Raw genomic sequence first — 24632 nt, 5'->3', positions numbered from 1 at the left:
TTCAGCGGAGGCGGAAGAGACCATGGACTTCAAGGCACTGGGCCCCATCCGGGCCGTCAACGGCCGGCTGGCCTACACCCCGAGCGCCCCGAAAGTGAAGCAGGTGCTCGCCCTGCTCGTGATGCGGGCCAACCAGATCGTGAGCCTGGAATCCATCCTCGACGAACTGTGGGGCGACGCCCTGCCGCGCACCGCGGTCACCACCGCGCAGACCTACATCTACCAGCTGCGCAAGGACTTCATCGAGGAACTGGGCGTGGACCCGCAGGAGCGCGCCATCGTCACCGCGCCGCCCGGCTACCTGCTGCACACCCCCGAGGAATCGCTCGACACCCACCACTTCGCACGCCTCGCCGACCGCGCCCAGGCCTGCTACGCCGCCCGCGACGCCGACGGCGCGCTCCACTGGGCCGAGGAGGCGCTGGCCCTGTGGCGCGGCACCCCCCTCGCCGACGTGCCCTGCGGCCGGGCGCTGCGGGACTACGTCAGCAACCTCGACGAACGGCGCGTCTCGGTCCGCAAACTCCGCATCCAGGCCGCCATGGGCCTCGGCCGCTACGGCGAGCTGATCACCGACCTGCGCTCCCTGGTGATGGAGTACCCGTACGACGAGTGGTTCCACGCCCAGCTCATGCTGGCCCTCGGCAAGGCCGGCCGCCGCGGCGAGGCCCTGCACGTCTACCACAAGGTCCGCCGCCTCCTCCGCGACGAACTCGGCCTCGACCCCTCGCACGACCTGCAACGCGCGCAGGAGGAGGTGCTGAGGTCGGCGTCTTGAGGGGGAGGGGCGGTGACCTCACTGGCCGATCTGGGAGATGCCGTTCGCGAGGCTGCCCACCACCTCCAGGATCCAGCGGCCGAACCCGGTCTGGGCGACCAGCACGCCCAGTGTCAGGGCGAGCGCCACGGTCACGCTCTGGTCGACCCGGCTTCTGGCCTGTACACGTCGGCGTATGAGCAGAAAGACGATGACGGCGAGCAATACCGCCACGTTGATCGTCAGCACCGGCAGCTCCTCCCGTCGGACGGACACGTCCGCGCATCCCTGTGTAGCCCGAACGAAAAGGGCGGGAGGTGAGGTTGGTCAGGGTTGGCGGCATTGCGCCTCTCCGGCCGAATCGTTCGGGCCACGCGAGGAAGCTGTGCCGCCGTCCGCGTCCAGGACCGTGCCGGCACGCCCCGCACCCGGCCCCCACCGGCCGGGTGCGGACGGCAGACCGGCACGTACCGGGCTCAGACATCCACCGGCAGCCCGGGCAGCAGCTTCTCCAGGGTGATGGGGAAGTCGCGGACGCGGATGCCGGTGGCGTTGTACACCGCGTTGGCGACCGCGGCGCCGGCTCCGCAGATGCCCAGTTCGCCGACGCCCTTGGCACCGAGGGCGTTCGCCCGGGCGTCGTGGCCGTCGAGGATGACGGCGTCGACGTCGGGGACGTCGGCGTGGACCGGGACCAGATAGTGCGCCAGGTCCCGGGTGACGAAGGCGCCGGACCGCGGGTCGACGACGGCCTCTTCCTCCAGGGCGGCGCCGACGCCCCAGATCATGCCGCCGATCAGCTGCGAGCGGGCCGTCTTCGGGTTGAGCGCGCGGCCCACCGAGAACACGCCGAGCATCCGGCGCAGCCGGATCTCGGCGGTGTCCGCGTCGACGCCCACTTCGGCGAAGTGGGCCCCGTAGGTGTGGATCGAGTAGGCCGCGTAGTCCGGCTCGTCGCCCATGAAGCGGGTCTCGCCCACCGCCTCCAGCCCTTCGGGGTGGTGGCGCCGGACGAGCGCGCCCAGGGGCTCGGACGCGTCGCCGACGCGTACGTGGCCGCCCGTGAACACGGCGTCCGCCGGGGGCAGGCCGTACAGGGGAGAGTCCGGGTCGGAGCGTGCCGCGTCCAGCAGTCGGGTACGCAGGGCCGCGCAGGCGCGGTCCGCCGCGGTGCAGGAGTTGGCGGCGCCCCACGAGCCCCCGGACCCCCAGCTGCGGGGGTAGCCGGAACGCCCCAGTTGGATCCGCACCCCGTCGGGCGGCAGTCCCAGCCCGTCGGCCGCGACCTGGGTGAGGACGGTGTACGTGCCGGTGCCGATGTCGGTCATGTCCGTGCGGACGACGGCGGTGCCGTCCGCCTCCAGCCGTACCCGTACCGCCGTCGGCCCCTGGAAGTGCCCGCGGATGGCGGCCGACATGCCGTAGCCGACCAGCCACCGCCCCTCGCGCACACTCGCCGGAGCCGCGGGGCGGTGCTCCCAGCCGAACCGGCGCGCGCCTTCGCGCAGGCAGTCGACCAGGTGCCGGTCGCTGTACGGCACGCCGCGCTCGGGATCGACGGCGGGCTCGTTGCGGATGCGCAGTTCGACCGGGTCCATGCCGAGCGCGTCGGCCAGTTCGTCCATCGCCGACTCCACCGCCAGCAGGCCGGGCGCCTCGCCCGGGGCCCGGACGTCCGCTCCGCGCGGCAGGTCGAGCGGCACCAGCCGGTGGCTCGTCGCCCGGTGGGGCGCGGCGTACAGGCTGCGGCTGGTCGCGGCGGTCTGCTCGGCGTACTCCACGTCGGGGCTGGTGTACAGGGTGACGTCGTGGCCGATCGCGGCCAGCCGCCCGTCGCGCCCCGCCCCCAGCCGGACCCGCTGGCTGGACGTGGGGCGCAGGCCGACGAGCTGGAAGAGCTGCTGCCGGGTGAGTGCGACCTTGACCGGCCGGCGCAGATCGCGCGCGGCCAGCGCCGCCAGGATCGTCTCGGCGTGGACGCCCAGCTTGGAGCCGAAGCCCCCGCCGACGTACGGCGAGACGATGTGGACCCGCTCCGGGGCGATGCCGAGCGTGGCCGCGACCGAGGCCCACGCCGCGTCGACGATCTGGCAGCTGACGTGCACGATCAGGTCCTCGCCCCGCGGCTCCACCAGGCACGCGTGCGGCTCCATCGGCATCGAGAACTCGTACGGCGTGGTGTAGCGCCGGTCGATGCGGACCGGCGCGCCGGCGAACCCGGCGGCGAAGTCCCCCACCGCGGTGTCGGTGGGGAGCCCGGCGTTGACCGCTTTGGGGGCGTACGCCTGGGCTGCGTGCGCGGCGAAGTCGAAGCGTCCGCGCTCCTCGGCGTACTCCACGTGGATCAGGCCGGCCGCGCCGCGGGCCTGCTCGAAGGCCGTGGCCACGACGAACGCCACCGGCTGGCCGTGGTGGCGGACGTCCGGGCCGGTCAGCACCGGCTGGGCCCGCCAGTACTCGAACTGCACGGACTCGTCGCGGGGCCCCTGCGCCGGGGCGTTGCGATGGGTCAGCACCATCCGTACGCCGGGAGCGCGTTCGGCCTCGGCGGTGTCGATCCGGGTGATGCGGCCCTTGCCGACCGTAGCGCCGACGACGACCCCGTAGAGCGGCTGTCCGGCCTCCCACCGCTCGTAGGCGTAGGCGGCCCGGCCGGTGACCTTCGGCGGGCCGTCGACGCGGTTCCACGCTCGCCCGGTGATCATTTCGCCTCCTCGGCCGGACGCCCCGGCCCGGCCGCCTGTGCCAGCGTCCGGCACAGTGTGCGCCGGGCCAGTTCGATCTTGAAGTCGTTGTGTCCCCGCCCGACGGCGTCGCGCATCGCCGCTTCGGCGGCGGCGCGGTACGTGGCCGTCGTGGCCGGCCGGCCCCGCAGCGCGGCCTCCGCCTCGAAGGAGCGCCACGGTTTGGGCGCCACCCCGCCGAACGCCACCCGCGCCGCCTCGACCGTGCCCCGGTCGGCCGCGACGACGGCCGCCACGGAGACCAGCGCGAACTCGTAGGACGCCCGGTCGCGCACCTTGCGGTAGAGCTGCCGGCCCGGCGGCGGGGGCGGCAGCAGCACGCCGGTGATCATTTCGGCGGGCCGCAGCACGGTCTCGATGTGCGGGGTGTCGCCCGGCAGCCGGTAGAAGTCCGCGATGCCGACGCGGCGTACGGACGCGCCGGGACCGAGCAGCTCGATCTCCGCCTCCAGCGCGGTCAGCGCGACGGCCATGTCCGAGGGGTGGGTGGCGATGCAGGAGTCGCTGGTACCGAGGACCGCGTGGATACGGTTGAACCCGCCGATCGCCGAACACCCGCTCCCGGGCTGCCGTTTGTTGCAGTCCGCGGCCGTGTCGTAGAAGTACGGGCAGCGGGTGCGCTGCATCAGGTTGCCGCCGGTGGACGCCTTGTTGCGGAGCTGGCCCGAGGCGCCGGAGACCAGCGCCCGCGTCAGCACCGGGTAGCGGGTGCGCACGCGGGCGTCGGCGGCCACATCGGAGTTGGCCGCCTGGGCGCCGATCCGCAGGCCGCCGTCCGGCAGCTCCTCGATGTCGCGCAGCGGAAGGCGGCTGATGTCGACCAGGTGGGCGGGACGCTCGATGCCGAGCTTCATCAGGTCGAGCAGGTTGGTGCCGCCGCTGATGAACGTGGCGCCGTCCCTGGCCACCGCGGCGACGGCGGCCTGGGCCTCGGTCGCCCGCTCGTACGTGAAGGACCTCAACCCGGGCCTCCTTCCGCCGCGCCGCGGATGGCCGCGACGATGTTCGGGTAGGCGGCGCACCGGCAGAGGTTGCCGCTCATCCGCTCGCGGATCTCCTCGTCGGTCAGCGCGATCCGCGGGGCGGCCACGTCGGCCGTGGCGTGGCTGGGCCAGCCCGCCGCCACCTCGCCGAGCATGCCGACGGCCGAGACGATCTGGCCGGGCGTGCAGTAGCCGCACTGGAAACCGTCGCACTCGATGAAGGCGGCCTGGAGGGGGTGCAGGTCATCGGGGCCGCCCAGCCCCTCGATCGTCACCACGTCGTCGCCCTCGTGCATCACGGCGAGCGTCAGGCAGGAGTTGACGCGCCGGCCGTTGACCAGCACCGTGCAGGCGCCGCACTGCCCGTGATCACATCCCTTCTTGGTGCCGCCCAGGCGCAGCCGCTCGCGCAGCGCGTCGAGCAGCGAGGTCCGCGGGTCCACCGCGAGCCGCCGCTCCTGGTGGTTGACGTACAGCGTGACCGTCGGGAGCCGGTCCTCCTCGTCCTGGCCCGGCCCCACGGCCTCCGTGACCGAATCGCTCATCGCAGCCTCGCGGGTGTCGTCCGGATGGTGGGTGCCGCCCCGTCGGGCGCGGCATTCGTCCTTAGATTCCCGCGAAGACCCGGGTTTCGGGAGGGTTCCGTCGGAGACCGTTTCGCCGCCCGGGGACCGCCATTGTCACGGCCCGCCGGTCTCGACCGGGTACGGCACGTACGTACGCCGGTCCGGGTCGATGGCCGGCCGCCCGCCGGCCGGGGGCCGCGCCCGCTGGGCGCAGTCGCGCCGTTCGCAGATCCGGCAGCCCAGGCCGATCGGTGTCGCGGCCCGCGGATCGTCCAGGGCGACGCCCCCGGCGTAGACCAGCCGGTGCGCGTGGCGCAGTTCGCAGCCGAGCGCCACGGCGAACTCGGCGCGCGGCGCGTGGTGCCCGAACCCGCCGCGGGTGATGGTCCGCGCGATCCAGAAGTACCGCTTGCCGTCCGGCATTTCGGCGACCTGGGTCAGAATGCGGCCGGGCGCGGAGAACGCCTCGTACACCGTCCACAGCGGGCAGGTGCCGCCGAGGCGGGAGAAGTGGAAGTCGGTGGCGGACTGGCGTTTGGAGATGTTGCCGGCCCGGTCGACCCGCAGGAAGGAGAACGGCACGCCCCGGCGGCCGGTGCGCTGCAACGTGCTCAGGCGGTGGCACACCGTCTCGAAGCCGACCCCGAAGCGGGCGGACAGCATCTCGATGTCGTAGCGCACTTCTTCGGCGGACCGGTGGAAGGAGGCGTAGGGCATGAGCAGGGCTCCCGCGAAGTAGTTCGCCAGGCCGATGCGGGCCAGCGCCCGTGACTCCGGTGAGGTCAAGTCGGCGGCACCGTCCGCCAGTTGACCGAGCAGCGGCCCGTGTTCCAGCAGGGCGAGCTGGGTGGCGAGCTGGAAGGCGCGCCGGCCTTCGCTGAGCCAGGGGGAGAGGAACAGCAGCCCGGTGCCGGGGTCGAAGCGCCGTGCGTCGGCGGTCCGGCCCGCGGCCGCCTCGACCACCCGGACGCCGTGCCGTTCGGCGAGCCGTACGGCGAGCGCGTCGGCGGTCCGGCCCGGCCGCAGGCCCAGGGCTTCCGCCGTCCACTCGGCCTCGGTGTCCAGGGGCTCGAAGTGGTTGTGGTGGGCGTAGAAGAAGTCCCGTACCTCGTCGTGCGGCTCGGCAGGGGGCAGTAGTGCGCTGCCCGAGCCGGGGGAGGCGAGGGCGGCGGCCTGCTCGGCGGCGTCCCGGTAGCGGCGGTGCAGCGCGACCAGGGCGCGGGCCACCTCCGGGTGGTCGCGGGCGGCTTCGGTGATCTCCTCGGGGGCGGGCAGCGGCACCCCGCACGCCTCGTCGGAGAGCGCGGCCCGCAGATCGGTGGCGAGCCGGTCCTCACCGGCCTCGGAGAAGAACTCCGTGTCGACGCCGAACACCTCCGCGATGCGCAGCAGCACCGGGGCGGTCAGCGGGCGCTGGCTCTGTTCGAGCTGGTTGGCGTAGCTCGTCGAGATGCCGAGGGCGCGGGCCATCTCGACCTGGTTCATGCCGTGCTCGCGGCGCAGCCGGCGCAGCCGGGCATGGGCGTAGACCTTGCGGTCGGCCGCTCGTCGGGCCATGCCGCACCTCCCGTGGCGGGCCGCCGGCAGCGGTGCCGGAGCGGCGGTTCTTGCGAACATAGCATCCGCAGAATTCGCAGTCTTCGCGGATTCACCCGTGCGCGCTGTACGGATTCCGCAGATTGGAACGGTGGTCCGGCGGACGCGGGAGGGGCAGCCTCGGATACGTCAGCACCGTCCGGCAGCGCACGAGGAGTCCCGTGTTCGAGCACCACGTCCGAGTCCACCCCAGCGCCGACCGGCTGCCGCGCGAGGACCAGCTCGCCTGGAAGCTCGCGGCCGTGGCCACCGCCACCGGGGAACTGGACGCCGACAGTGTCACCATGGCCGTCAACCGCGTGATCGACAACGCCTCGGTCGCCGTGGCCGCCCTGCTGCGCCGCCCGGTCGCGGTGGCCCGCGCGCAGGCCACCGCGCACCGCGGAGCCGCCCCCGGGGCCTCGGTCTTCGGCACCCGTGTCCGGGCCTCCCCGGAGTGGGCCGCCTGGGCCAACGGCACCGCCGTACGGGAACTGGACTTCCACGACACCTACCTCGCCGCGGACTACTCGCACCCCGGCGACAACATCCCGCCCCTGCTCGCCGTCGCCCAGCACACCGGCCGCACCGGCGCCGACCTGCTGCGCGGCATCATCACCGCCTACGAGATCCACGTCGCCCTGGTCAAGGGCATCTGCCTGCACGAGCACCGCATCGACCACGTGGCCCACCTCGGCGCGGCCACCGCCTGCGGCCTGGGCGCCCTGCTGCGCCTGCCCACGGAGACCGTCTACCAGGCCGTACAGCAGACGGTGCACACCACGACCGCGACCCGGCAGTCCCGCAAGGGCGAGATCTCCAGCTGGAAGGCGTACGCCCCCGCCTTCGCCGGCAAGGCGGCGATCGAGGCGGTCGACCGGGCGATGCGCGGCGAGACGTCCCCGTCGCCCGTCTACGAGGGCGAGGACGGCTTCCTGGCCTGGATGCTCGACGGCCCGGACGCCGACTACACCGTCCCGCTCCCGGAGCCGGGCGAGCCCCGGCGCGCGATCCTCGACACGTACACCAAGGAGCACTCCGCCGAATACCAGGCCCAGGCGATCATCGACCTGGCGCGGCGGCTGCGCGAGAAGATCCCCTCGCCGGAGCGCGTCCGCTCCGTGGTGCTGCACACCAGCCACCACACCCACCACGTCATCGGCTCCGGCTCCCACGACCCGCAGAAGTACGACCCCACGGCCGGCCGGGAAACCCTCGACCACTCGGTGCCGTACATCTTCGCCGTCGCCCTCCAGGACGGCACCTGGCACCACGAACGCTCCTACGCGCCCGAGCGCGCCCGCCGCCCGGAGACCGTCGAACTGTGGCGGCGGATCACCACGGTCGAGGACGCGGAGTGGACCCGCCGCTACCACGACCCCGACCCGGACCGCCGCGCCTTCGGCGGCCGCGCGGTGATCACCCTGGCGGACGGTTCGGTGATCGAGGACCAGCTCGCGGTCGCCGACGCGCACCCGGCCGGTGCCCGCCCGTTCGACCGCCCCGCCTACGCGGACAAGTTCCGCACCCTCGCCGGGAACGCCGTCACCCCGGAAGGCCAGGACCGCTTCCTGGCCGCCGCCGAGCACCTGGCCGAGCTGACCGCCCCCGGCCTGGACGGCCTGTTCCCGGCCGTCGACACCGAGGCCGTCGCCGCGTACGACGCGAGCCTGCCGAAGGGCCTGTTCTGATGCTGCACACCCGCACCACCCCCGCCGAACGCCGCCGCGCGCTGCGCGAAAGGCTGGCCACCGGCCGCCTGCTGACCGTGCCCGGCGCCCTCAACCCGCTCTCCGCGCGCCTCATCCAGGACACCGGTTTCGAGGCCGCCTACCTCTCCGGCGCCGTCCTCGCCGCCGACCTGGGCCTGCCCGACATCGGCCTGACCACGTCCACCGAGATCGCCGCCCGCGCCCAGCAGACGACCCGGGTCACCGATCTGCCCGTCCTCATCGACGCCGACACCGGCTTCGGCGAGCCGGTGAACGCCGCCCGCACCGTGCAGCTGATGGAGGACGCCGGGCTGGCCGGGCTGCACCTGGAGGACCAGGTCAACCCCAAGCGCTGCGGCCACCTCGACGGCAAGACCATCACCTCGCGCGAGGAGATGGTCCGCCGGATCAAGGGCGCCGTGGACGCCCGCCGCGACCCGGACTTCCTGCTGATGGCCCGTACCGACGCCCGCGCGGTGGAGGGGCTGGACGCGGCGATCGACCGGGCGAAGGCGTATGTCGACGCCGGCGCCGACGCGGTCTTCCCCGAAGCCCTCGGTACGCCTGCCGAGTTCGAGGCGGTCCGCAAGGCGGTCGACGTACCGCTGCTCGCGAACCTGACCGAGTTCGGCAAGACGCCCCTGCTGGACACCCGCACCCTGGAGAACCTCGGCTACGACATCGCCCTGTACCCGGTCACCCTGCTGCGCCTGGCGATGGGCGCCGTCGAGGACGGCCTGCGCACGCTCGCCGCCGAGGGCACCCAGGAATCCCTGCTGCCGCGCATGCAGACCCGCTCCCGTCTGTACGGACTCCTCGGCTACGAGGACTACGCGGCCTTCGACTCGGCCGTCTTCGACTTCACCCTCCCGCCCGGCACCTGACCCCGGGTCCTTGGCCCAGGGCCCCGAATCCGAGGCCCTGGGCGGCCCCCGGCCTTTGATCCCCGGCACCTGACCCACGAAGGCAGGCACCCCCATGTCCACCACCGCGCCCGCGGTCCACCGCGGCCTCGCCGGTGTCGTCGTCGACACCACCGAGATCTCCACCGTCATCCAGGAGACCAACTCCCTGACCTACCGCGGCTATCCGGTCCAGGACCTGGCCGTCCGGTGCTCCTTCGAGGAGGTCGCCCACCTCCTGTGGTACGGCGAACTCCCCGACGCGGCCCAGCTGCGCGCGTTCCAGGCCCGCGAACGCGCCCTGCGCCCCCTGGACCGCACCACCTCCGAACTGCTGGCCCGGCTGCCGGAGACCTGCCACCCGATGGACGTGCTCCGTACGGCCGTCAGCTTCTTCGGCGCCGAGGACCCCACCGAGGACGACGGCAGCCCCGCCGCCAACCGCGCCAAATCCCTGACCCTGCTGGCGAAGCTGCCCACCGTGGTCGCCGCCGACCAGCGCCGCCGCCGGGGACTCGTCCCCCTCCCGCCCGACCCCGAACTCGGCTACGCCGAGAACTTCTTCCAGATGTGCTTCGGCAGCGTGCCCGCCCCCGAGGTGGTCCGCTGCTTCGAGATCTCCCTCGTGCTCTACGCCGAACACAGCTTCAACGCGTCGACGTTCACCGCCCGCGTCGTCACCTCCACCCTCTCCGACCTCTACAGCGCGGTCACCGCCGCGATCGGCGCCCTCAAGGGGCCGCTGCACGGCGGTGCCAACGAGGCCGTCATGCACATGCTGGAGGAGATCGGCGACCCGCGGCGCGCCGCGGAGTGGCTGGACGAGGCGCTGGCCGCCAAGCGCAAGATCATGGGGTTCGGCCACCGCGTGTACAAGCACGGCGACTCCCGCGTGCCGGTCATGCAGGACGCGCTGGACCGCCTGGTGGCCCGCGCCGCCGACCCGGAGACGACCCGGCTGGCCACCCTGCACAGCGCGCTCCGCACCGCGATGACCGGCCGCAAGGGCATCCACCCGAACCTGGACTACCCGGCCGGCCTGGCCTACCACCTGATGGGCTTCGACACCCCGGCGTTCACGCCGATCTTCGTGATGAGCCGGATCACCGGCTGGACGGCCCACATCACCGAACAACTCGCCCACAACGCGCTGATCCGGCCCCTCGCCTCGTACGCGGGACCGAACCAGCGGGCGGTGCCGGGGGCGGCCGGGTAGCGTGCCCGCTTCCCGGCCGCCCCCGGGCCGCCGCACGGGCCCCTCAGCCCGCGCCACCAGGTCCCTCAGCCCTGGCCGTAGGGGTGGAATCCCCGGCCGGTCTTCCGGCCGAGGAGCCCCGCCTCCACCATCCGGTGCAGCAGCGGCGGTGGCGCGTACAGCGGCTCACGGAACTCGGCGTGGAGGGACTCCGCGATCGAGGCGACGGTGTCCAGGCCGATCAGGTCCGCGAGCTTCAGCGGACCCATGGGGTGGGCGCAGCCCAGTTCCATGCCCGTGTCGATGTCCGCGGCGGTGGCGAAGCCGGACTCCGCCATCCGGATCGCGGCCAGCAGGTACGGGACGAGCAGCGCGTTGACGACGAAGCCCGCCCGGTCCTTGGAGCGGATCACGGTCTTGCCGAGCACCCGGGTCGCGAAGTCCTCGGCCGCGGCGGCCGTCGCCGCCGAGGTGTGCAGCGAGGTCACGACCTCCACCAGCGGCAGTACCGGAACGGGATGGAAGAAGTGCAGGCCCACGACCCGGTCCGCGCGGCCGGTCGCCATGCCGAGCCGCATCACCGGGAGGGAGGAGGTGTTGGTGGCCAGCACGGCGGCCGGATCTTCGACGATCTTGTCCAGCGCGGCGAAGACCTCGGTTTTCGCGTCCGGGTTCTCCACCACGGCCTCGATGACGCACTGCCGGTCGGCCAGGTCCTCCAGACTGCCGGTGAACACCAGGCGGGCCAGCGCGTCCCCGGCCGCGGACTCCGCCAGCCTGCCGCGCCGCACCGCGCGGTCGAGCGACGCCGCCACCCGGTCCCGGGCGGCCCGGGCCGCGACCGCGTCCACCTCGCACACCACGGTGTCCAGCCCGGCCCGCGCGCACACCTCGGCGATGCCCGCCCCCATCTGGCCGCCGCCGACCACACCGACCCGCCGGATGTCCGGGCTCATGCCCCGGCCTCCGTCCGCCGCACGAGGTGGCGCGCGTACGCGTCCGGGGTGAAGAACAGCGGCAGTTCGCCCGCCAGCGCCGTCCGTTCGAAGAGCGCGCGGACCTCCTCCACGGGCGCCCACGGGTACTCCGTACCCAGCGCGGCGGCCTCCTCGTCCAGCAGCCGCAGCACCGTCTCCCGGTCGATCACCCGGTGCCGCAGCCACTGCCAGATCTGCGCCCGCGCGAACTCGGCGGCGGCCGCGTCCTCCGTCAGGCCGTACAGGGCGACGGCACCCTCGCCGCGCAGCCAGGCGGCGAAGTAGCGCAGCGCGACGGCGATGCCGGTCCGCACGCCCTCCGGGGTGGGCGGGCTGCTGATCCGGCGTACCGACAGCAGGTCGGCGGGCGTCACGTGCACGTCGTCGCGGGTGCGGTCGAGCTGGTGGGGCCGGCCGGCGAGCACACCGTCGAAGACCTCGCGGCACACCGGCACCAGGCCGGGGTGGGCCACCCGGGACCCGTCGAAGCCGTCCTCCGCCTCCCGCTCCTTGTCGAGCCGGACCTTGGCGAGCGCGGCCTCGTTCGCGGCCGGGTCCTCGCCGGGGACGTGGGCGGCCAGGCCGCCGATGGCATGGGCGCCGCGGCGGTGGCAGGTGCGGACGAGCAGTTCGGTGCAGGCCCGCAGGAAGGGCGCGGTCGTCGTCACCTTCGCCCGGTCCGGCAGCAGGAAGTCGGTGCGGTGCCCGAACGTCTTGATCAGGCTGAAGAGGTAGTCCCGGCGGCCGGCGCCGAGACCCGCGCTGTGCTCGCGCAGCTCGTGGAGGATCTCCTCCATCTCGAACGCGGCGGTGACCGTCTCCACGACGACCGTGGCGCGGATGGTGCCGCGCGGTATGCCGAGCAGGTCCTGGGCGAGGACGAAGATGTCGTTCCACAGCCGGGCCTCGTGCCGGTTCTCCAGCTTCGGCAGGCAGAAGTACGGGCCGCGTCCGGCGTCGATCTGCCGCTGGGCGCAGTGGAAGAAGTACAGACCGAAGTCGGCGAGGGCGGCGGGTACGGGCCGGCCGCCGTACTCCAGGTGCTCCTCGTCGAGGTGCCAGCCGCGCGGGCGGACCATGACGGTGGCGAGCCGTGCGGGCTCTCCGAGCCGGTACTCCCGGCCCTCCGGCGTCACGAAGTCGATCCGGCGCTCGACGGCGTCGAGCAGACTGAGCTGGCCGCCGACGATGTTCTCCCACGTGGGGGAGGTGGCGTCCGCGAAGTCCGCCGTCCACACCTGTGCCCCGGAGTTGAGCGCGTCGACGGTCGTCCGGCGCTCGGGCGGGCCGGTGATCTCCACCCGCCGGTCGGTCAGGCCCGGGGCCGGCGGCGGGACGCGCCAGGACGGGTCGGCGCGCACCGCGGAGGTGACCAGGGGGAAGTCGAGCGGCGAGCCCGACGCCAGGCGCAGCGCCAGCCTGCGGCGCTCCTTGAGAACGTCCCGGCGGCGGTCCGTGAAGGCGTCGGCCAGCCGGCCGACGAAGTCCAGGGCGGCGGGGGTCAGGATCTCGTCGTGCCGGTGCCCCGGAGCGGCGAGGACACGGACACGGTGGGTCAGTGCGCTGGTGAGCATCGGTTCTCCTGGGGAAGGGGGAGGGGAGGGGCGGACGGGGACGACCGCCCGCCTCTGCGCCCGGGCGGAGGGCCGGTCCGGGCGGACGGCCGGGCCGCCGGGGCCCGGCCGGGACCGGCCGCGTGGAGCGCTCAGTGGAACTGCTCCTCCTCCGTGGAGCCGGTCAGTGCGGTGGTGGCGGAGGCGGGGTGGATGGCGCCGGCGACCAGGTCGAAGTAGCCGGTGCCGACCTCGCGCTGGTGCTTGACGGCGGTGAAGCCCTGCTGTTGGGCGGCGAACTCGCGTTCTTGGAGGTCGACGTAGGCGGTCATGCCGTGTTCGGCGTAGCCGCGGGCGAGGTCGAACATGGCGTGGTTGAGGGAGTGGAAGCCGGCCAGGGTGATGAACTGGAAGCGGTAGCCCATCGCGCCCAGCTCCCGCTGGAACTTGGCGATCCGGTCGTCGTCCAGGGCCGCCTTCCAGTTGAAGGACGGCGAGCAGTTGTAGGCCAGCAGCTGGTCGGGGTACTCGGCGTGGATGGCCTCGGCGAACTCGCGGGCCTGGGCCAGGTCGGGGGTGCCGGTCTCCATCCACAGCAGGTCGGCGTACGGGGCGTACGCCAGGCCGCGGGCGATGGCCGGGGCCATGCCGTTCTCGACCCGGTAGAAGCCCTCGGCGGTGCGCTCGCCGGTGCAGAAGCGGGCGTCGGTCTCGTCCACGTCGCTGGTCAGCAGTGTGGCGGCGAGCGCGTCGGTGCGGGCGATCAGGACGGTCGGCACGTCGGCGATGTCGGCGGCCAGCCGGGCCGCGTTGAGGGTGCGGATGTGCTGCGAGGTCGGCACGAGGACCTTGCCGCCCAGGTGGCCGCACTTCTTCTCGGAGGCGAGCTGGTCCTCGTAGTGGATCCCGGCGGCCCCGGCGGCGATCATGGCCTTGGTCAGTTCGAAGGCGTTCAGCGGGCCGCCGAAGCCGGCCTCGGCGTCCGCGACGATCGGCACCAGCCAGTTGGTGGCGTCGCCGCTGCCCTCGGCGGTGGCGATCTGGTCGGCGCGCAGCAGCGCGTTGTTGATGCGGCGCACGACCTGCGGGACGGAGTTGGCCGGGTACAGGCTCTGGTCGGGGTAGGTGTGCCCGGCCTGGTTGGCGTCGGCGGCCACCTGCCAGCCGGACAGGTAGACGGCCTGCAGCCCGGCCTTGACCTGCTGCACCGCCTGGCCGCCCGTCAGCGCGCCCAGCGCATGGAGGTAGTCCCGCTCGTGCAGCTGCCGCCACAGCCGCTCCGCACCCCGCCGCGCCAGCGTGTGCTCCTCCCGCACACTGCCCGACAGCCGGACCACGTCCTGCGCGCCGAAGGTCCGCTCCACACCCCGCCACCGCGGATCGGACGCCCACCGCCGCGCCAGTTCCACGGCCGCCTGCGTGCTCGCCTCTGCCATGACCGTCTCCTCGTGCTGTTTCGTCTGCCAATCCGTGTGTCGCGCCGCCACGGAAATGGCACTGCGTGTCTCTATTGGGGAGCGGCCCGCCGTCGTGCCGTGCGGCGAGGTGAGCAATGCTGCCGGTGCGGGCTGCCGTCCACGCCGGGGTCTCCGACGTCAGGGCGGAAATCGTGCCCCGGTTCCGGGCGGCTGCCGCCGGGCCCGGCGGGCCGCGTGGACACCACCCTGGCACTGGCACTGAGTGCCAACAAGGGGGTACGCATGCCAACCTTTGCGAATCTTCCGGCCGGGTTCTGCCAAGGTTGCGAAGGGAGTTGGGACGGGGCACCCGGGGCCTGTCACCTCACTCGGGCGCCAACGGCGCGCCCGCTCCACGACCATGGCCGCACCGACCGGACCGCGTAGGGAGCACGCCCACACCCGGCAGTACGTGGGACGCCACCCGCGCGCCGATGGCGTCCGCCGCGCGGGAGACGAGGCCCGCGGTCATCACCGAGGTGAAACGTCCCGGTGGGAGGCGCCCGACGGCTTCCCCCGCGCGCGTCCGGCGGGTGCCCCGCCCGGGTACGGCCTCGTGGCCCATCGATACTCCAGCTGCCCGGATCCGGCGCGGCGGGAAGGACTCCGGCCACGGGAGCGGTAGACGATGTACGGGCGGAAGACGTACCCGAGGGGCGCGGTGAACGCGTGGACCAGGCGGCTGAACGGCCACAGGGCGAACAGCGCCATGCCGAGCAGGGCGTGCAGCTGGTAGACGAAGGGCGCCCGGGCCATGGCGCCGACGTCGGGGTCGAGGGCGAAGAGGCTGCGGAACCAGACCGAGACGCCCAGCCGGTAGTCGTAGGGGTTGGTGACCGTGGAGGCGGTGGCCAGCAGACCGGCGAGCAGGACGACGGCCAGCAGGGGATACACCAGGCGGTCGCTGCGGCTGGTCGCGGCGCGGACGGCGGGCACGCGCAGGCGGCGGTGGAGGAGGACCGCCAGACCGGCGACGGCGGCCACGCCCGCCAGGCCGCCGATGGTCAGGGCCGTCAGGTGGTACAGATGCTCGCTGACGCGCAGCCGCTCGGTCAGCGCCTCGGGAACGAGCAGGCCCATGACATGACCGCCGGCGACCAGGAACAGGGCGTAGTGGAAGAGCGGCCCGCCGATGCGCAGCAGACGGGACTCGTGGAGCTGGCTGGAGCGGGTGGTGAAGCCGAAGCGGTCGTAGCGGTAGCGCCAGGCGGTGCCGGCGATCAGGATGGCCAGGACCAGGTAGGGCAGCACTCCCCACAGGGCGATGTGCACGTGGGTCACCTGCGGGCTCCTTCGGTACGCGGCGATCCGGCGGCGGGAAAGGGGTCGAGGCCCACGTTCTCGGTGGGTGGCCCGGAGCGGGCCAGGCCGAGGGCGGCGGCGCGGTCGGCGGCCGCCGGGGCCGGGAGGGTGCCGCGCACGGCACGCAGCACCTCCGCGTAGGGGCTCCGGTGCGTTTCCAGAGCGCGGCCGAGCAGTTCGAGGGCGGGCCGGTGCTCGCGCAGCAGGGCCAGTCCGGGTTCGGGACAGCGCGCGCTGAATTCCAGTACGGCGGGGAGGAAGTCGGGCAGTTCGCCGCCGCCCGGCTGCCAGCCGTGGGCGCGGTACAGGCCCTTGAGTCGGGCGAGGGCCGCGCCGCGACGGCGGGTGTCGCCGTCGGTGTAGTACGTCAGGTGCAGGGTGCGGCGTCGGCTGCGGTCGAAGGTGAGGACGTAACGGGCCGCCAGGTCGAGTGGCGGTACGGTCCGGGCGTAGGCGCAAAAGCGCACTAGCGCGGCCGGTGGCTCGCCCGGCAGCGCGCGCATGGCCTCGGTGACGGCGGCCAGCCGTACGGGCCAGTCGCCGTCGGGATACGTCAGCAGCAGGGAGGCCGCCTGATGGACGGCGGGACGGACGGCGGTCACCGTTCGCTCTCCCGGCGGCGGGGGAACAGACCGCGGGGCAGGCCCTTGCCGTCCCAGTTCAGCAGATTGACCCGGCCGCGCAGTCCGTCCGACGCCGCGACGGGTTCGGGGGCCGGCGGGGCATGGAAGGAGTCCATGCCCGGCAGGCCCGCGTCGTACATGCCCGGACCGCCGTCCCCGTCCAGACTGCACCCGCCGTCCGCCGTGTCCGGGGGAACGGTTCCGGTGTAGCTGGTGGGGATCACGTAACGGTCCTCGTACTTGGCGAGGGCCAGCAGCCGGTACATGTCCTCGATGTCCCGCTCGCCCAGGCCGACGCTCCGGGCGATCGCGGGGTCCCGGGGGTCACCGAGGTTGATGCGGCGCATGTGGGTACGCATCGCGGCCAGGCGGCACAGGGCGGCTTCGACGGGGGCGGTGTCGCCCGCCGTGAAGAGCTGCGCGAGGTAGTCCAGGGGGATGCGCAGCGCGTCGATGGCGCCGAAGAGGCTGGCCGGGTCCTCGCCGTCGTGGCCGCTGCGGGTCAGGGAGTCGACGATGGGGGACAGCGGCGGCACGTACCAGACCATGGGCATGGTGCGGTATTCCGGGTGCAGGGGCAGTGCGACGCGATACGTGTTGATCAGGGCGTACACGGGGGAGCGGCGGGCGGCGGTGATCCAGTCGTGCGGGATGCCGGATTCCTCGGCGGCGCGGGCGATGCCGGGGTCGGTGGGGTCGAGGAAGCAGGTGAGCTGCGCTTCGTAGAGGTCCTTTTCGTCGGTGACGCGGGCGGCTTCGCCGACTTTGTCGGGGTCGTAGAGCATGACGCCCAGGTAGCGCAGTCGTCCGACGCAGGTTTCGGAGCAGACGGTGGGCTGGCCCGCTTCGATGCGCGGGTAGCACAGGGTGCACTTTTCGGCTTTGCCGGTGTGGTGGTTGAAGTAGACCTTCTTGTAGGGGCAGCCGGTGACGCACATGCGCCAGCCGCGGCAGCGGTCCTGGTCGACGAGGACGATGCCGTCCTCGATGCGCTTGTAGAGGGCGCCGGAGGGGCAGACGGCGACGCATGAGGGGTTGAGGCAGTGTTCGCAGATGCGGGGGAGGTAGAACATGAAGGCCTGCTCGTATTCGAGGCGGACCCGTTCGTTCATCTTCTTCAGTACGGGGTCGTCGGCGAGGTGGTCGGGGCCGCCGCCGAGGTCGTCGTCCCAGTTGGGACCCCAGGTGATGTCGGTGGGGCGGCCGTCGATGAGGGAACGGGGCGGTGCGGTGGGCAGGTCGTCGCCGAGGGGCGCGGTGGTGAGGTTCGCGTAGTCGTACGTCCAGGGCTCGTAGTAGTCGCTCAGGGCGGGCAGTTCGGGGTTGGCGAAGAGACGGGCCAGCCGACGGGCCCGGCCGCCGCTGCGGGGTACGAGGCGGTCGCCCTTGAGCCGCCAGCCGCCCTTCCAGCGCTCCTGGTCCTCGTAGGCGCGGGGGTAGCCCTGGCCGGGCCGGGTCTCGACGTTGTTGAACCAGACGTATTCGGTGCCGGAACGATGGGTCCAGGTCTGTTTGCAGGTGACCGAGCAGGTGTGGCAGCCGATGCACTTGTCGAGGTTCATGACCATGGCCACCTGGGCCATGACCCGGCGGGTGGGGGGTGTGCCGCGAGGCATGTCAGTACTCCACGTTCTGCGAGCGGCGCCGGATGGTGGTGACCGCGTCCCGCTGGTTGCCGGTGGGGCCGTAGTAGTTGGCGGCGAAGGACAGCTGGCCGTAGCCGCCGATCAGGTGGGTGGGCTTGATCAGGAGCTTGGTGAGGGCGTTGTGCACTCCGCCGCGCCGGCCGGTGGCCTGGGATTTGGGCACGTTCACCAGGCGTTCCTGTACGTGGTACATGAACACGGTGCCGGGCGGCATCCGGTGCGAGACGACGGCCCGTGCGACGACCACGCCGTTGGCGTTGACCGCCTCGATCCAGTCGTTGTCGGCCACCTCGATCCGCGCCGCGTCCTGGACGCTGAGCCAGATGACCGGGCCGCCGCGGGCCAGCGTCTGCATGAGCAGGTTCTCCTGGTACTCGGAGTGGATGGACCACTTCGAGTGCGGGGTGACGTAGCGGACCGTCACCGAACGCTCGCTCTCGCCCCCCGCCGGAGGGTGCTCGCCCAGTGCGGCCAGGTCCAGCGGCGGCCGGTAGACGGGGAGCTGCTCGCCGAGTTCGGCCATCCAGTCGTGGTCGAGGTAGAAGTGCTGGCGGCCGGTGAGGGTGTGCCAGGGCTTGCGGTGCTCGGTGTTGATCGTGAACGGCGCGTACCGGCGCTCGGGGCCCTCCTTGCCCGACCACTCGAAACTGGCTCCCACCTGCACCGGGCGCGCCTGGGTGTCGGAGAAGACCACGCGCCGTTCGGCGACCGAGGCGGCCAGCTCCTCCAGTCCGCTGTCGGGACCGCAGCGTTCGGCGAGGCGCGCGAACCCCTCGGCGGCCAGCCGTCCGTTCGTGGTGCCCGACAGGGCGAGGATCGCCTCGCACAGCTTCACGTCCGTGTCCAGCAGCGGGCGGCCGCCCGCCGCGCCGTCGGCGGCCGTCCCGCACCGGTCCGCCAGCCACCTGGCCTCCGCCCGCGGGTACACGGTCACACCCTTGACGGTCATGCCCGCCTCCTCGGCCAGCGGCCCCAGGCTCGCCAGCTTCGCGGCCACGGCGGTGTAGTCCCGCTCGACGAGCGCGAACGCCGGCAGGTTGTGCCCGGGCCGGGGCGGACCCGCCTCCCGCCAGTCGGGCACCGCTCCGCCGGGCTGCGCCGTCTCACCGGGCGTGTCGTGCATCAGCGCGGTGGCCACCAGATCGTGCCGGGTGTTCAGGCGCCCACGGGCCAGTTCGCTGAGCTTCGACGCCAGGCCGTGGAAGATCTCGAAGTCGGTACGGGCCTGCCAGGGCGGAATGATCGCGGGCGAGAAGGCGTGTACGTACGGGTGCATGTCCGTACTGGACAGGTCGTGCTTCTCGTACCAAGTGGCGGCGGGCAGGATCAGGTCCGCCATCAGGGTCGTGGAGGTCATCCGGAAGTCCAGCGCCAGCAGCAGGTCGAGCTTGCCGCGCGGCGCCTGCTCGTGCCAGGTGACGTCGCGCGGCCGGGCCCCGGGAGGCGCTTCTTCGGCGCTCGCGTTGTCGTCGGCGCCCAGCAGGTGCCGCAGGAAGTACTCGTTGCCCTTGGCGGAGGAACCGATCAGGTTGGCCCGCCATACGGTCAGCACCCGGGGCCAGTTCGCCGGGTCGTCCGGGTCCTCGCACGCGAACCGGAGCTGCCCGTCCCGGAGTTGGCCGGCGACCCACTGCCCCGGTTCGCTCCCGGCGGCGCGGACGCGTTCCCCCAGGGTCAGAGGGTTCTCGCTGAACGTGGGAGCGGACGGCATCCAGCCCAGGCGGGCGGACTGCGCCACCAGGTCAGCGGTGTGCCGGCCCGCGAACAGACCGCGACCCGTCGCGGAGGCCAGCGCGTCGGCGCGGTAGGACTCGTACCGCCACTGGTCGGTGTGCAGGTACCAGAACGGTGTCCCGGCCATCTGCCGCGACGGCCGCACCCAGTCCGCCGCGCTCTGCAACTGCTGCCACCCGGCGTACGGGCGCACCTTCTCCTGACCGACGTAGTGCGCCCAGCCGCCGCCGTTGACGCCCTGGCAGCCGGTCAGCAGCAGGAGCGTCAGGAAGGACCGGTAGATGGTGTCCGAGTGGAACCAGTGGTTGGTACCGGCGCCCATCACGATCATGCAGCGACCGCGCGTCTTCTCCGCGGTGTGTGCGAACTCCCGCGCCGCCCGTACGACAGCCCCCGCCGGAACCGAGGTCAGCGTCTCCTGCCAGGCCGGGGTGCACGGCACCGCGGCGTCGTCGTACCCCTGGGGCCACTGCCCCGACAGGCCCTGACGGTGCACTCCGTACCGGGCCAGCAGCAGATCGAAGACGGTCGCCACCCGGCGGCCGCCCAGCTCGCGCACCGGCACCGCCCGGCGCACGGTACCGGTGTCACTCTCCGCGCCCCGGTCGAAGCGCGGAAGAACGACCTCCACGCTGGTGGCGCCCTGCTCTCCATGGAAGCTGAGCAGCGGGTCCACGTCGCCCAGGCCGAGATGCCAGCGGCCCGCGCCCTGCTCGGACCACCGTTCTCCCAGCGTGCCGGGCGGTGCCACGGGAAGACCCCGCCCCGCGTCGAAGACCACCGGCTTCCACTGCCCGGCCGTCCCGTCCTGCTCGTCCTCGCACAGTCCCAGGGCGGCCGCCGTGACGAACTTGCCCGGCACGAAAGACGTGCCGCGCGGCTCCAGTTCGACCAGGAAGGGGAGGTCGGTGAAGGCCTTGACGTAGTCGGTGAAGTAGGGGACCTGGCGGTCGACGAAGCATTCGCGCAGGATGACGTGGCCCATGGCCATGGCCAGTGCGCCGTCGGTGCCGGGGTGGGGGTGCAGCCATTCGTCGGCGAATTTGGTGGCGTCGGCGTAGTCGGGGGAGACCACCACGACCTTCTGGCCGCGGTAGCGGGCCTCGGCCATCCAGTGGGCGTCCGGGGTGCGAGTGACCGGCACGTTCGAGCCCCACAGCATCAGATACGCCGCGTCCCACCAGTCGCCGGATTCCGGGACGTCGGTCTGGTCGCCGAAGACCTGCGGGGAGGCGATCGGCAGGTCCGCGTACCAGTCGTAGAAGGAGAGCATGGGCGCGCCGAGCAGGGCCATGAAGCGGGCGCCGACCGCGTGCGAGGCCATCGACATCGCGGGGATGGGGGAGAACCCGGCGATCCGGTCCGGCCCGTGGCGCCGGAGGGTGTGGACGTGGGCGGCGGCCGCGATGTCCAGGGCCTCGTCCCAGCCGATCCGCACCAGGCCGCCTTTGCCGCGCGCCCGCTGGTACCGGCGGCGCTTGTCCGCGTCTTCGGTGATCTCGGCCCAGGCCGCCACCGGGTCACCGAGCCGGTCCCGTGCCTCCCGGAACATTTCCACCAGCACGCCGCGCGCATACGGATAGCGCACCCGCGTGGGGGAGTAGGTGTACCAGGAAAAGGACGCTCCGCGCGGGCATCCCCTGGGCTCGTACTCGGGGCGGTCGGGGCCCACCGACGGGTAATCCGTCTGCTGCGTTTCCCAGGTGATGAGTCCGTCTTTGACGAAGACCTGCCAGGAACAGGAGCCCGTGCAATTCACGCCGTGGGTCGAGCGCACCACCTTGTCGTGCGCCCACCGCTCACGGTACGGCGCGTCGTTGACCTCCTGGTCCGTACGGAAGACGGCCCGCTGGTCCGATGTCGTCGTGGTGCCCTGCAACTGCCGTCCCAGCCGCAGCAACCGATCCGCCGCCGCGCCCGCCACACGTTCCGTTGTCCTGCGTGATCCGCGATGCGCCACGGCCCGACGTCCCTTCTCTCCGTAGCGGCACCCTGTGACCGTTCAGTGGGCAGGGCGCATTTCCGGCCCAATTTTGAACCTGGAATCGTTCCTCGAACCACATCGCCGGGCACAATTGGACAGAGTTATACACAAGCTTCCATCTGCTTTGCTCTACATGCCGCACGCATATGCAGAGAGCGAATGCCTGTTTGTTTCGAGAGGAGAATGACGCCGGATATATGTTTTCCGCGACAGGCCGAGTCGGAGGCTTCCGGGCCTGCGGCGGTCCACGGGGCCCGGTGCCGTCCTTGAAGTTGCCGCAGCGGCAGCCGCTACCGTCCTGCCCAGGGCCGGAAAGCCGGCCCAGCCGAGAGATGCGTGAAGGGAACGCCGATGGCCTGGCCGATCGCCGAGGTGGCGCGGATGTCCGGTGTGACGGCGCGGACCCTGCGTCACTACGACCACATCGGCCTGCTGCCGCCCGCGGGGACCGCCGCGAACGGTCACCGCTACTACGAGGAGCGGCAGTTGCTCCGGTTGCAGCAGATCCTCGTCCTGCGGGAGCTGGGCCTGGGGCTGGCCGAGATCGGCCGGGTGCTGGCCGCGCAGGTCGACGAGCTGGCGGCGCTGCGCGGCCACCACCGCCGGCTGCTCGCCGAGCGCGACCGGCTCGACGCCCTGGCCGCGACCGTCTCCCGCACGATCGGCGAACTGGAGGAGTCCAGGAAGGACGGCACCGCCATGGTGAGCATCAACCGGCCGGAGAACCTGTTCGAGGGCATCCGGCCGCCGCAGTACCTGAAGACCCTGCGCGACTTCCCCGAGCTGGCGGCCGCCGTCGAGCGGCACAACGCGGGGCTGAGCGAGGCCGGGATCGAGGCCGACCAGCGCGAGCGCACGGCACAGATGGTCCGGCTGGCCGAGCTGCTGGCCTCCGGTGTGCCGGCCGGCGCCGAGCCGGTGCAGGCCGAGATCGGCCGGCAGCACCGGACGCTGGTCCGGATACGGGAGGTCAGCGCCGAGGAGTACCGCGCGATCGGGCGCGCCTGCGTGGACAACGAGCACTGGCGCGCCGCGTACGAGTCGATCGCGCCGGGCCTGGCCGCGTACCAGCGGGACGCGATCGAGGCGTATGCGGCGGCCCGGATGAGCTGAGGGGCAGCCCGGACAGGCGAACGGCCGCACCGGGTGCGGCCGTTCGCTGGGGCGGGGCCCGTTACACCCGGGTCTGGGTGCCGATGGTCGGCGCGGCGCCGTTCTTGTAGAGGGCGATGAGCTTGCTGAAGTCGAACGGCCGCTGGTCCACGCAGGTACAGCGGTAGGTGTCACACGCGTCGCAGCCGACCGTGCACGGCGGCTGGACGTCGGGGTTGCCCTGGTTGTGGTCGCGGGTGGCGTCCCAGCCGGAGAGGGCACCGAGCTGGTGCTCGTGGGCGAACTCGACCAGGCTGCGCTGGTTGTCGAGGGTGAAGACCCGCTTGTTGATGTTGCAGCCGAACATCGGGGTGGCGCCCGTACGGTGCCAGACCTTCCCGGCGTCCCAGGCGGTCCACAGCGAACCGATCTGGCCGTGCATGGCCTTCAGACCGATGACGCAGCACTCGTACATGTCCGGCGGCGCGCTCTGGCCGAACTCCATGAGCATGCCGTTGATCAGGCCGGGCTCGATGCCGGCGGCGGCGACCTTCGCCAGGAACTTGACGCCGACCGGGCTGAAGCCCGCCGAGCCCTCACCGGGCTGCGCGTCGGCGGGGAGGGTGTAGGAGATCTTGAGGCCGGGGTGCTTGACGAGGAGCTGGGAGATCGCCGCGGTGTGCCGCAGGTGCGCCGCCTCGTCGGACAGGAAGTCGCCCTCGAAGTCGAAGTCGATGCGCGCCACCCCGTAGTTGCGGAGGAACGCCTCGTACTGCTCGACGATCCTGGGGACGCTCGTCTCGACGGCTTCCAGGGGCCGGCCGGAGGCGCCGCCGCAGGAGAAGGCGACCCTTCCGCCGCTCGCGGCCAGCTGCTCGATGTCCTTCTTGCCGTACGAGCTCTGGTCGACCTCCCAGTCGGGGCCGTCCTGCCCGGCCCACGCCAGCTTCTTGTTGTTGTTGGCGACGATGAAGCCCAGCATGAAGCCGTCCACGCCGGATTCCTGGGCGTACTGGGGCAGGCTCGGGTTCGGCCAGGCCATGTAGTCCACGTACGGCGCGCGCGGCATGTCCCAGGGGCCGCCGTCCGGGAGCTTGTCGGTCGTGGTGAACTCCAGCGGCTGCGACGGCTCGGAGCGGTTCTCCGCCAGGTCCACGGCCGTGACCCGGACCGTGTACTTGGTCGTCGGGGTGAGCCCGGAGATCACCGCGGTCTCGTCCTTGACCCGCAGCGGCTGCGCGCCGCCGTACGCCACCTCGTAGCCCCGCACGCCGATGTTGTCGGTGGACGGGTTCCAGGAGAGCGTGACCTGCGTCGGGCCGAGCGTCTGCGTGTGCACGTTGCCCGGCGTGCCCGGCGGCGTCCGGTCGTCCGGCACATCGGCCGGCTGACCGTCGATCTTGAACTCGGTCGGCAGCGGGCCGGGGCCCGGCTTGGACCGGGAGAAGCCGAGCCGGAACTCCTGGACGCCGCGGTTCGACGGGACGGTCTGCCGCTCGGGCACCAGGCGCCCGGTGATGATGTTGCCCTGCCGCTGCCAGACGAGCCCGTAGACGTTGGTGACGTTCTGGTCCGACTGCACGCGGAAGGAGATCTCCGGGTTGACGAGTGGTTCGCTTTCGAAATTCCAGACCGTGGCCTTCATGGTGCCGTACCACTCGCCAGGGGATTCCCATTCCGGTGTGACGTACTGCTTTGGCATGTCCACCCCTTGTTCTCGACGTCTGGTTCCGGTGTGTTCCTCCCCCCGTTGCGACAGGGAACCTAGGCACGGCGAATAGCGGCGTCAATCACGGAATCCGGCCAGTGGCGGACCGGCCGGAAGAACAC

18 protein-coding genes are annotated in these 24632 nt (G+C 72.4%); 5 read left to right on the top strand and 13 right to left on the bottom strand.

Translation table 11 applies throughout. The features are described from left to right. Window positions 1-22: 22 nt before the first annotated feature. Window positions 23-778: an AfsR/SARP family transcriptional regulator gene (locus tag CP973_RS23950; RefSeq protein WP_150244916.1), complete on the top strand. Its 756-nt coding sequence runs from the start codon at window positions 23-25 to the stop codon at window positions 776-778. 18 nt (window positions 779-796) lie between these two features. Here CP973_RS23950 and CP973_RS23945 read toward each other — a convergent pair whose 3' ends face one another. From CP973_RS23945 to CP973_RS23925, 5 genes are all read right to left on the bottom strand, one after another. Next, window positions 797-1033: a hypothetical protein gene (locus tag CP973_RS23945; RefSeq protein WP_425282017.1), complete on the bottom strand. Its 237-nt coding sequence runs from the start codon at window positions 1031-1033 to the stop codon at window positions 797-799. A gap of 200 nt (window positions 1034-1233) precedes the next feature. Next, complete coding sequence (locus tag CP973_RS23940; protein WP_150244914.1) at window positions 1234-3462, bottom strand: xanthine dehydrogenase family protein molybdopterin-binding subunit; 2229 nt, start codon at window positions 3460-3462, stop codon at window positions 1234-1236. Further along, a complete protein-coding gene (locus CP973_RS23935) occupies window positions 3459-4463 on the bottom strand; it encodes an FAD binding domain-containing protein (protein WP_150244911.1) in 1005 nt (334 codons plus the stop codon). Before CP973_RS23935 ends, CP973_RS23940 begins: the two co-directional genes overlap by 4 nt. Then, complete coding sequence (locus CP973_RS23930; RefSeq protein WP_150244908.1) at window positions 4460-5029, bottom strand: 2Fe-2S iron-sulfur cluster-binding protein; 570 nt, start codon at window positions 5027-5029, stop codon at window positions 4460-4462. Before CP973_RS23930 ends, CP973_RS23935 begins: the two co-directional genes overlap by 4 nt. A 135-nt stretch (window positions 5030-5164) precedes the next feature. Further along, the gene (locus tag CP973_RS23925) at window positions 5165-6607 is read right to left on the bottom strand and encodes a short-chain fatty acyl-CoA regulator family protein (RefSeq protein ID WP_150244905.1); all 1443 of its coding nucleotides are present in this window, start codon (window positions 6605-6607) and stop codon (window positions 5165-5167) included. A gap of 200 nt (window positions 6608-6807) precedes the next feature. Between CP973_RS23925 and CP973_RS23920 the strand changes: the two genes are divergently transcribed. The 3 genes from CP973_RS23920 (at window position 6808) to CP973_RS23910 (ending at window position 10455) form a co-directional block, all read left to right on the top strand. Next, on the top strand, window positions 6808-8316 hold the full coding sequence (locus tag CP973_RS23920) for an MmgE/PrpD family protein (RefSeq protein WP_150244902.1): 1509 nt from the start codon (window positions 6808-6810) through the stop codon (window positions 8314-8316). Further along, on the top strand, window positions 8316-9221 hold the full coding sequence (gene prpB / locus CP973_RS23915; RefSeq protein WP_150244899.1) for a methylisocitrate lyase: 906 nt from the start codon (window positions 8316-8318) through the stop codon (window positions 9219-9221). Before CP973_RS23920 ends, prpB begins: the two co-directional genes overlap by 1 nt. A gap of 94 nt (window positions 9222-9315) precedes the next feature. Then, window positions 9316-10455 carry a bifunctional 2-methylcitrate synthase/citrate synthase gene (locus tag CP973_RS23910; RefSeq protein WP_150244896.1) on the top strand — a complete coding sequence of 380 codons (1140 nt, stop codon included), beginning with the start codon at window positions 9316-9318 and terminating at the stop codon, window positions 10453-10455. 65 nt (window positions 10456-10520) lie between these two features. On the opposite strand, the gene CP973_RS23905 is transcribed toward CP973_RS23910, so the two are convergent. The 7 genes from CP973_RS23905 to CP973_RS23875 all read right to left on the bottom strand — a co-directional run bounded on the left by CP973_RS23905 (window position 10521) and on the right by CP973_RS23875 (window position 21650). After that, a complete protein-coding gene (locus CP973_RS23905) occupies window positions 10521-11390 on the bottom strand; it encodes a 3-hydroxybutyryl-CoA dehydrogenase (RefSeq protein WP_150244893.1) in 870 nt (289 codons plus the stop codon). Next, on the bottom strand, window positions 11387-12985 hold the full coding sequence (gene aceB / locus CP973_RS23900; protein WP_150244890.1) for a malate synthase A: 1599 nt from the start codon (window positions 12983-12985) through the stop codon (window positions 11387-11389). The genes CP973_RS23905 and aceB overlap by 4 nt, the downstream gene beginning before the upstream one ends. Window positions 12986-13116: 131 nt before the next feature. Then, the gene (gene aceA, locus CP973_RS23895; RefSeq protein ID WP_150244887.1) at window positions 13117-14400 is read right to left on the bottom strand and encodes an isocitrate lyase; all 1284 of its coding nucleotides are present in this window, start codon (window positions 14398-14400) and stop codon (window positions 13117-13119) included. Window positions 14401-14892: 492 nt separating this feature from the next. Beyond that, window positions 14893-15702 (bottom strand): respiratory nitrate reductase subunit gamma, encoded by an 810-nt coding sequence (gene narI / locus CP973_RS23890; protein WP_150244884.1) that lies wholly within the window; start codon window positions 15700-15702, stop codon window positions 14893-14895. Continuing rightward, complete coding sequence (gene narJ / locus CP973_RS23885) at window positions 15699-16325, bottom strand: nitrate reductase molybdenum cofactor assembly chaperone (protein ID WP_150244881.1); 627 nt, start codon at window positions 16323-16325, stop codon at window positions 15699-15701. The genes narI and narJ overlap by 4 nt, the downstream gene beginning before the upstream one ends. Continuing rightward, a complete protein-coding gene (gene narH, locus CP973_RS23880) occupies window positions 16322-17962 on the bottom strand; it encodes a nitrate reductase subunit beta (RefSeq protein ID WP_167538500.1) in 1641 nt (546 codons plus the stop codon). Before narH ends, narJ begins: the two co-directional genes overlap by 4 nt. A gap of 1 nt (window position 17963) precedes the next feature. Beyond that, complete coding sequence (locus tag CP973_RS23875; protein ID WP_150244878.1) at window positions 17964-21650, bottom strand: nitrate reductase subunit alpha; 3687 nt, start codon at window positions 21648-21650, stop codon at window positions 17964-17966. Between the two features lie 411 nt (window positions 21651-22061). Between CP973_RS23875 and CP973_RS23870 the strand changes: the two genes are divergently transcribed. Next, a complete protein-coding gene (locus CP973_RS23870; protein WP_150244875.1) occupies window positions 22062-22823 on the top strand; it encodes a MerR family transcriptional regulator in 762 nt (253 codons plus the stop codon). A 61-nt stretch (window positions 22824-22884) separates the two neighbouring features. Here CP973_RS23870 and CP973_RS23865 read toward each other — a convergent pair whose 3' ends face one another. After that, window positions 22885-24504 carry a fibronectin type III domain-containing protein gene (locus tag CP973_RS23865; RefSeq protein ID WP_150244869.1) on the bottom strand — a complete coding sequence of 540 codons (1620 nt, stop codon included), beginning with the start codon at window positions 24502-24504 and terminating at the stop codon, window positions 22885-22887. Window positions 24505-24632: the final 128 nt, after the last annotated feature.

This window comes from Streptomyces albofaciens JCM 4342 (assembly GCF_008634025.1).
GTDB classification, from domain to species: domain Bacteria; phylum Actinomycetota; class Actinomycetes; order Streptomycetales; family Streptomycetaceae; genus Streptomyces; species Streptomyces albofaciens.
Note: the sequence above shows the minus strand (reverse complement) of the source record. Positions and strands in the feature narration are given on the sequence as shown.

Coding starts and splice junctions, on each gene's coding strand:
- CP973_RS23950 (WP_150244916.1), top strand. CDS start 23: ATGGACTTCAAGGCACTGGGCCCCATCCGGGCCGTCAACGGCCGGCTG.
- CP973_RS23940 (WP_150244914.1), bottom strand. CDS start 3,462: ATGATCACCGGGCGAGCGTGGAACCGCGTCGACGGCCCGCCGAAGGTC.
- CP973_RS23930 (WP_150244908.1), bottom strand. CDS start 5,029: ATGAGCGATTCGGTCACGGAGGCCGTGGGGCCGGGCCAGGACGAGGAG.
- CP973_RS23925 (WP_150244905.1), bottom strand. CDS start 6,607: ATGGCCCGACGAGCGGCCGACCGCAAGGTCTACGCCCATGCCCGGCTG.
- prpB (WP_150244899.1), top strand. CDS start 8,316: ATGCTGCACACCCGCACCACCCCCGCCGAACGCCGCCGCGCGCTGCGC.
- CP973_RS23910 (WP_150244896.1), top strand. CDS start 9,316: ATGTCCACCACCGCGCCCGCGGTCCACCGCGGCCTCGCCGGTGTCGTC.
- CP973_RS23905 (WP_150244893.1), bottom strand. CDS start 11,390: ATGAGCCCGGACATCCGGCGGGTCGGTGTGGTCGGCGGCGGCCAGATG.
- aceB (WP_150244890.1), bottom strand. CDS start 12,985: ATGCTCACCAGCGCACTGACCCACCGTGTCCGTGTCCTCGCCGCTCCG.
- aceA (WP_150244887.1), bottom strand. CDS start 14,400: ATGGCAGAGGCGAGCACGCAGGCGGCCGTGGAACTGGCGCGGCGGTGG.
- narH (WP_167538500.1), bottom strand. CDS start 17,962: ATGCCTCGCGGCACACCCCCCACCCGCCGGGTCATGGCCCAGGTGGCC.
- CP973_RS23870 (WP_150244875.1), top strand. CDS start 22,062: ATGGCCTGGCCGATCGCCGAGGTGGCGCGGATGTCCGGTGTGACGGCG.
- CP973_RS23865 (WP_150244869.1), bottom strand. CDS start 24,504: ATGCCAAAGCAGTACGTCACACCGGAATGGGAATCCCCTGGCGAGTGG.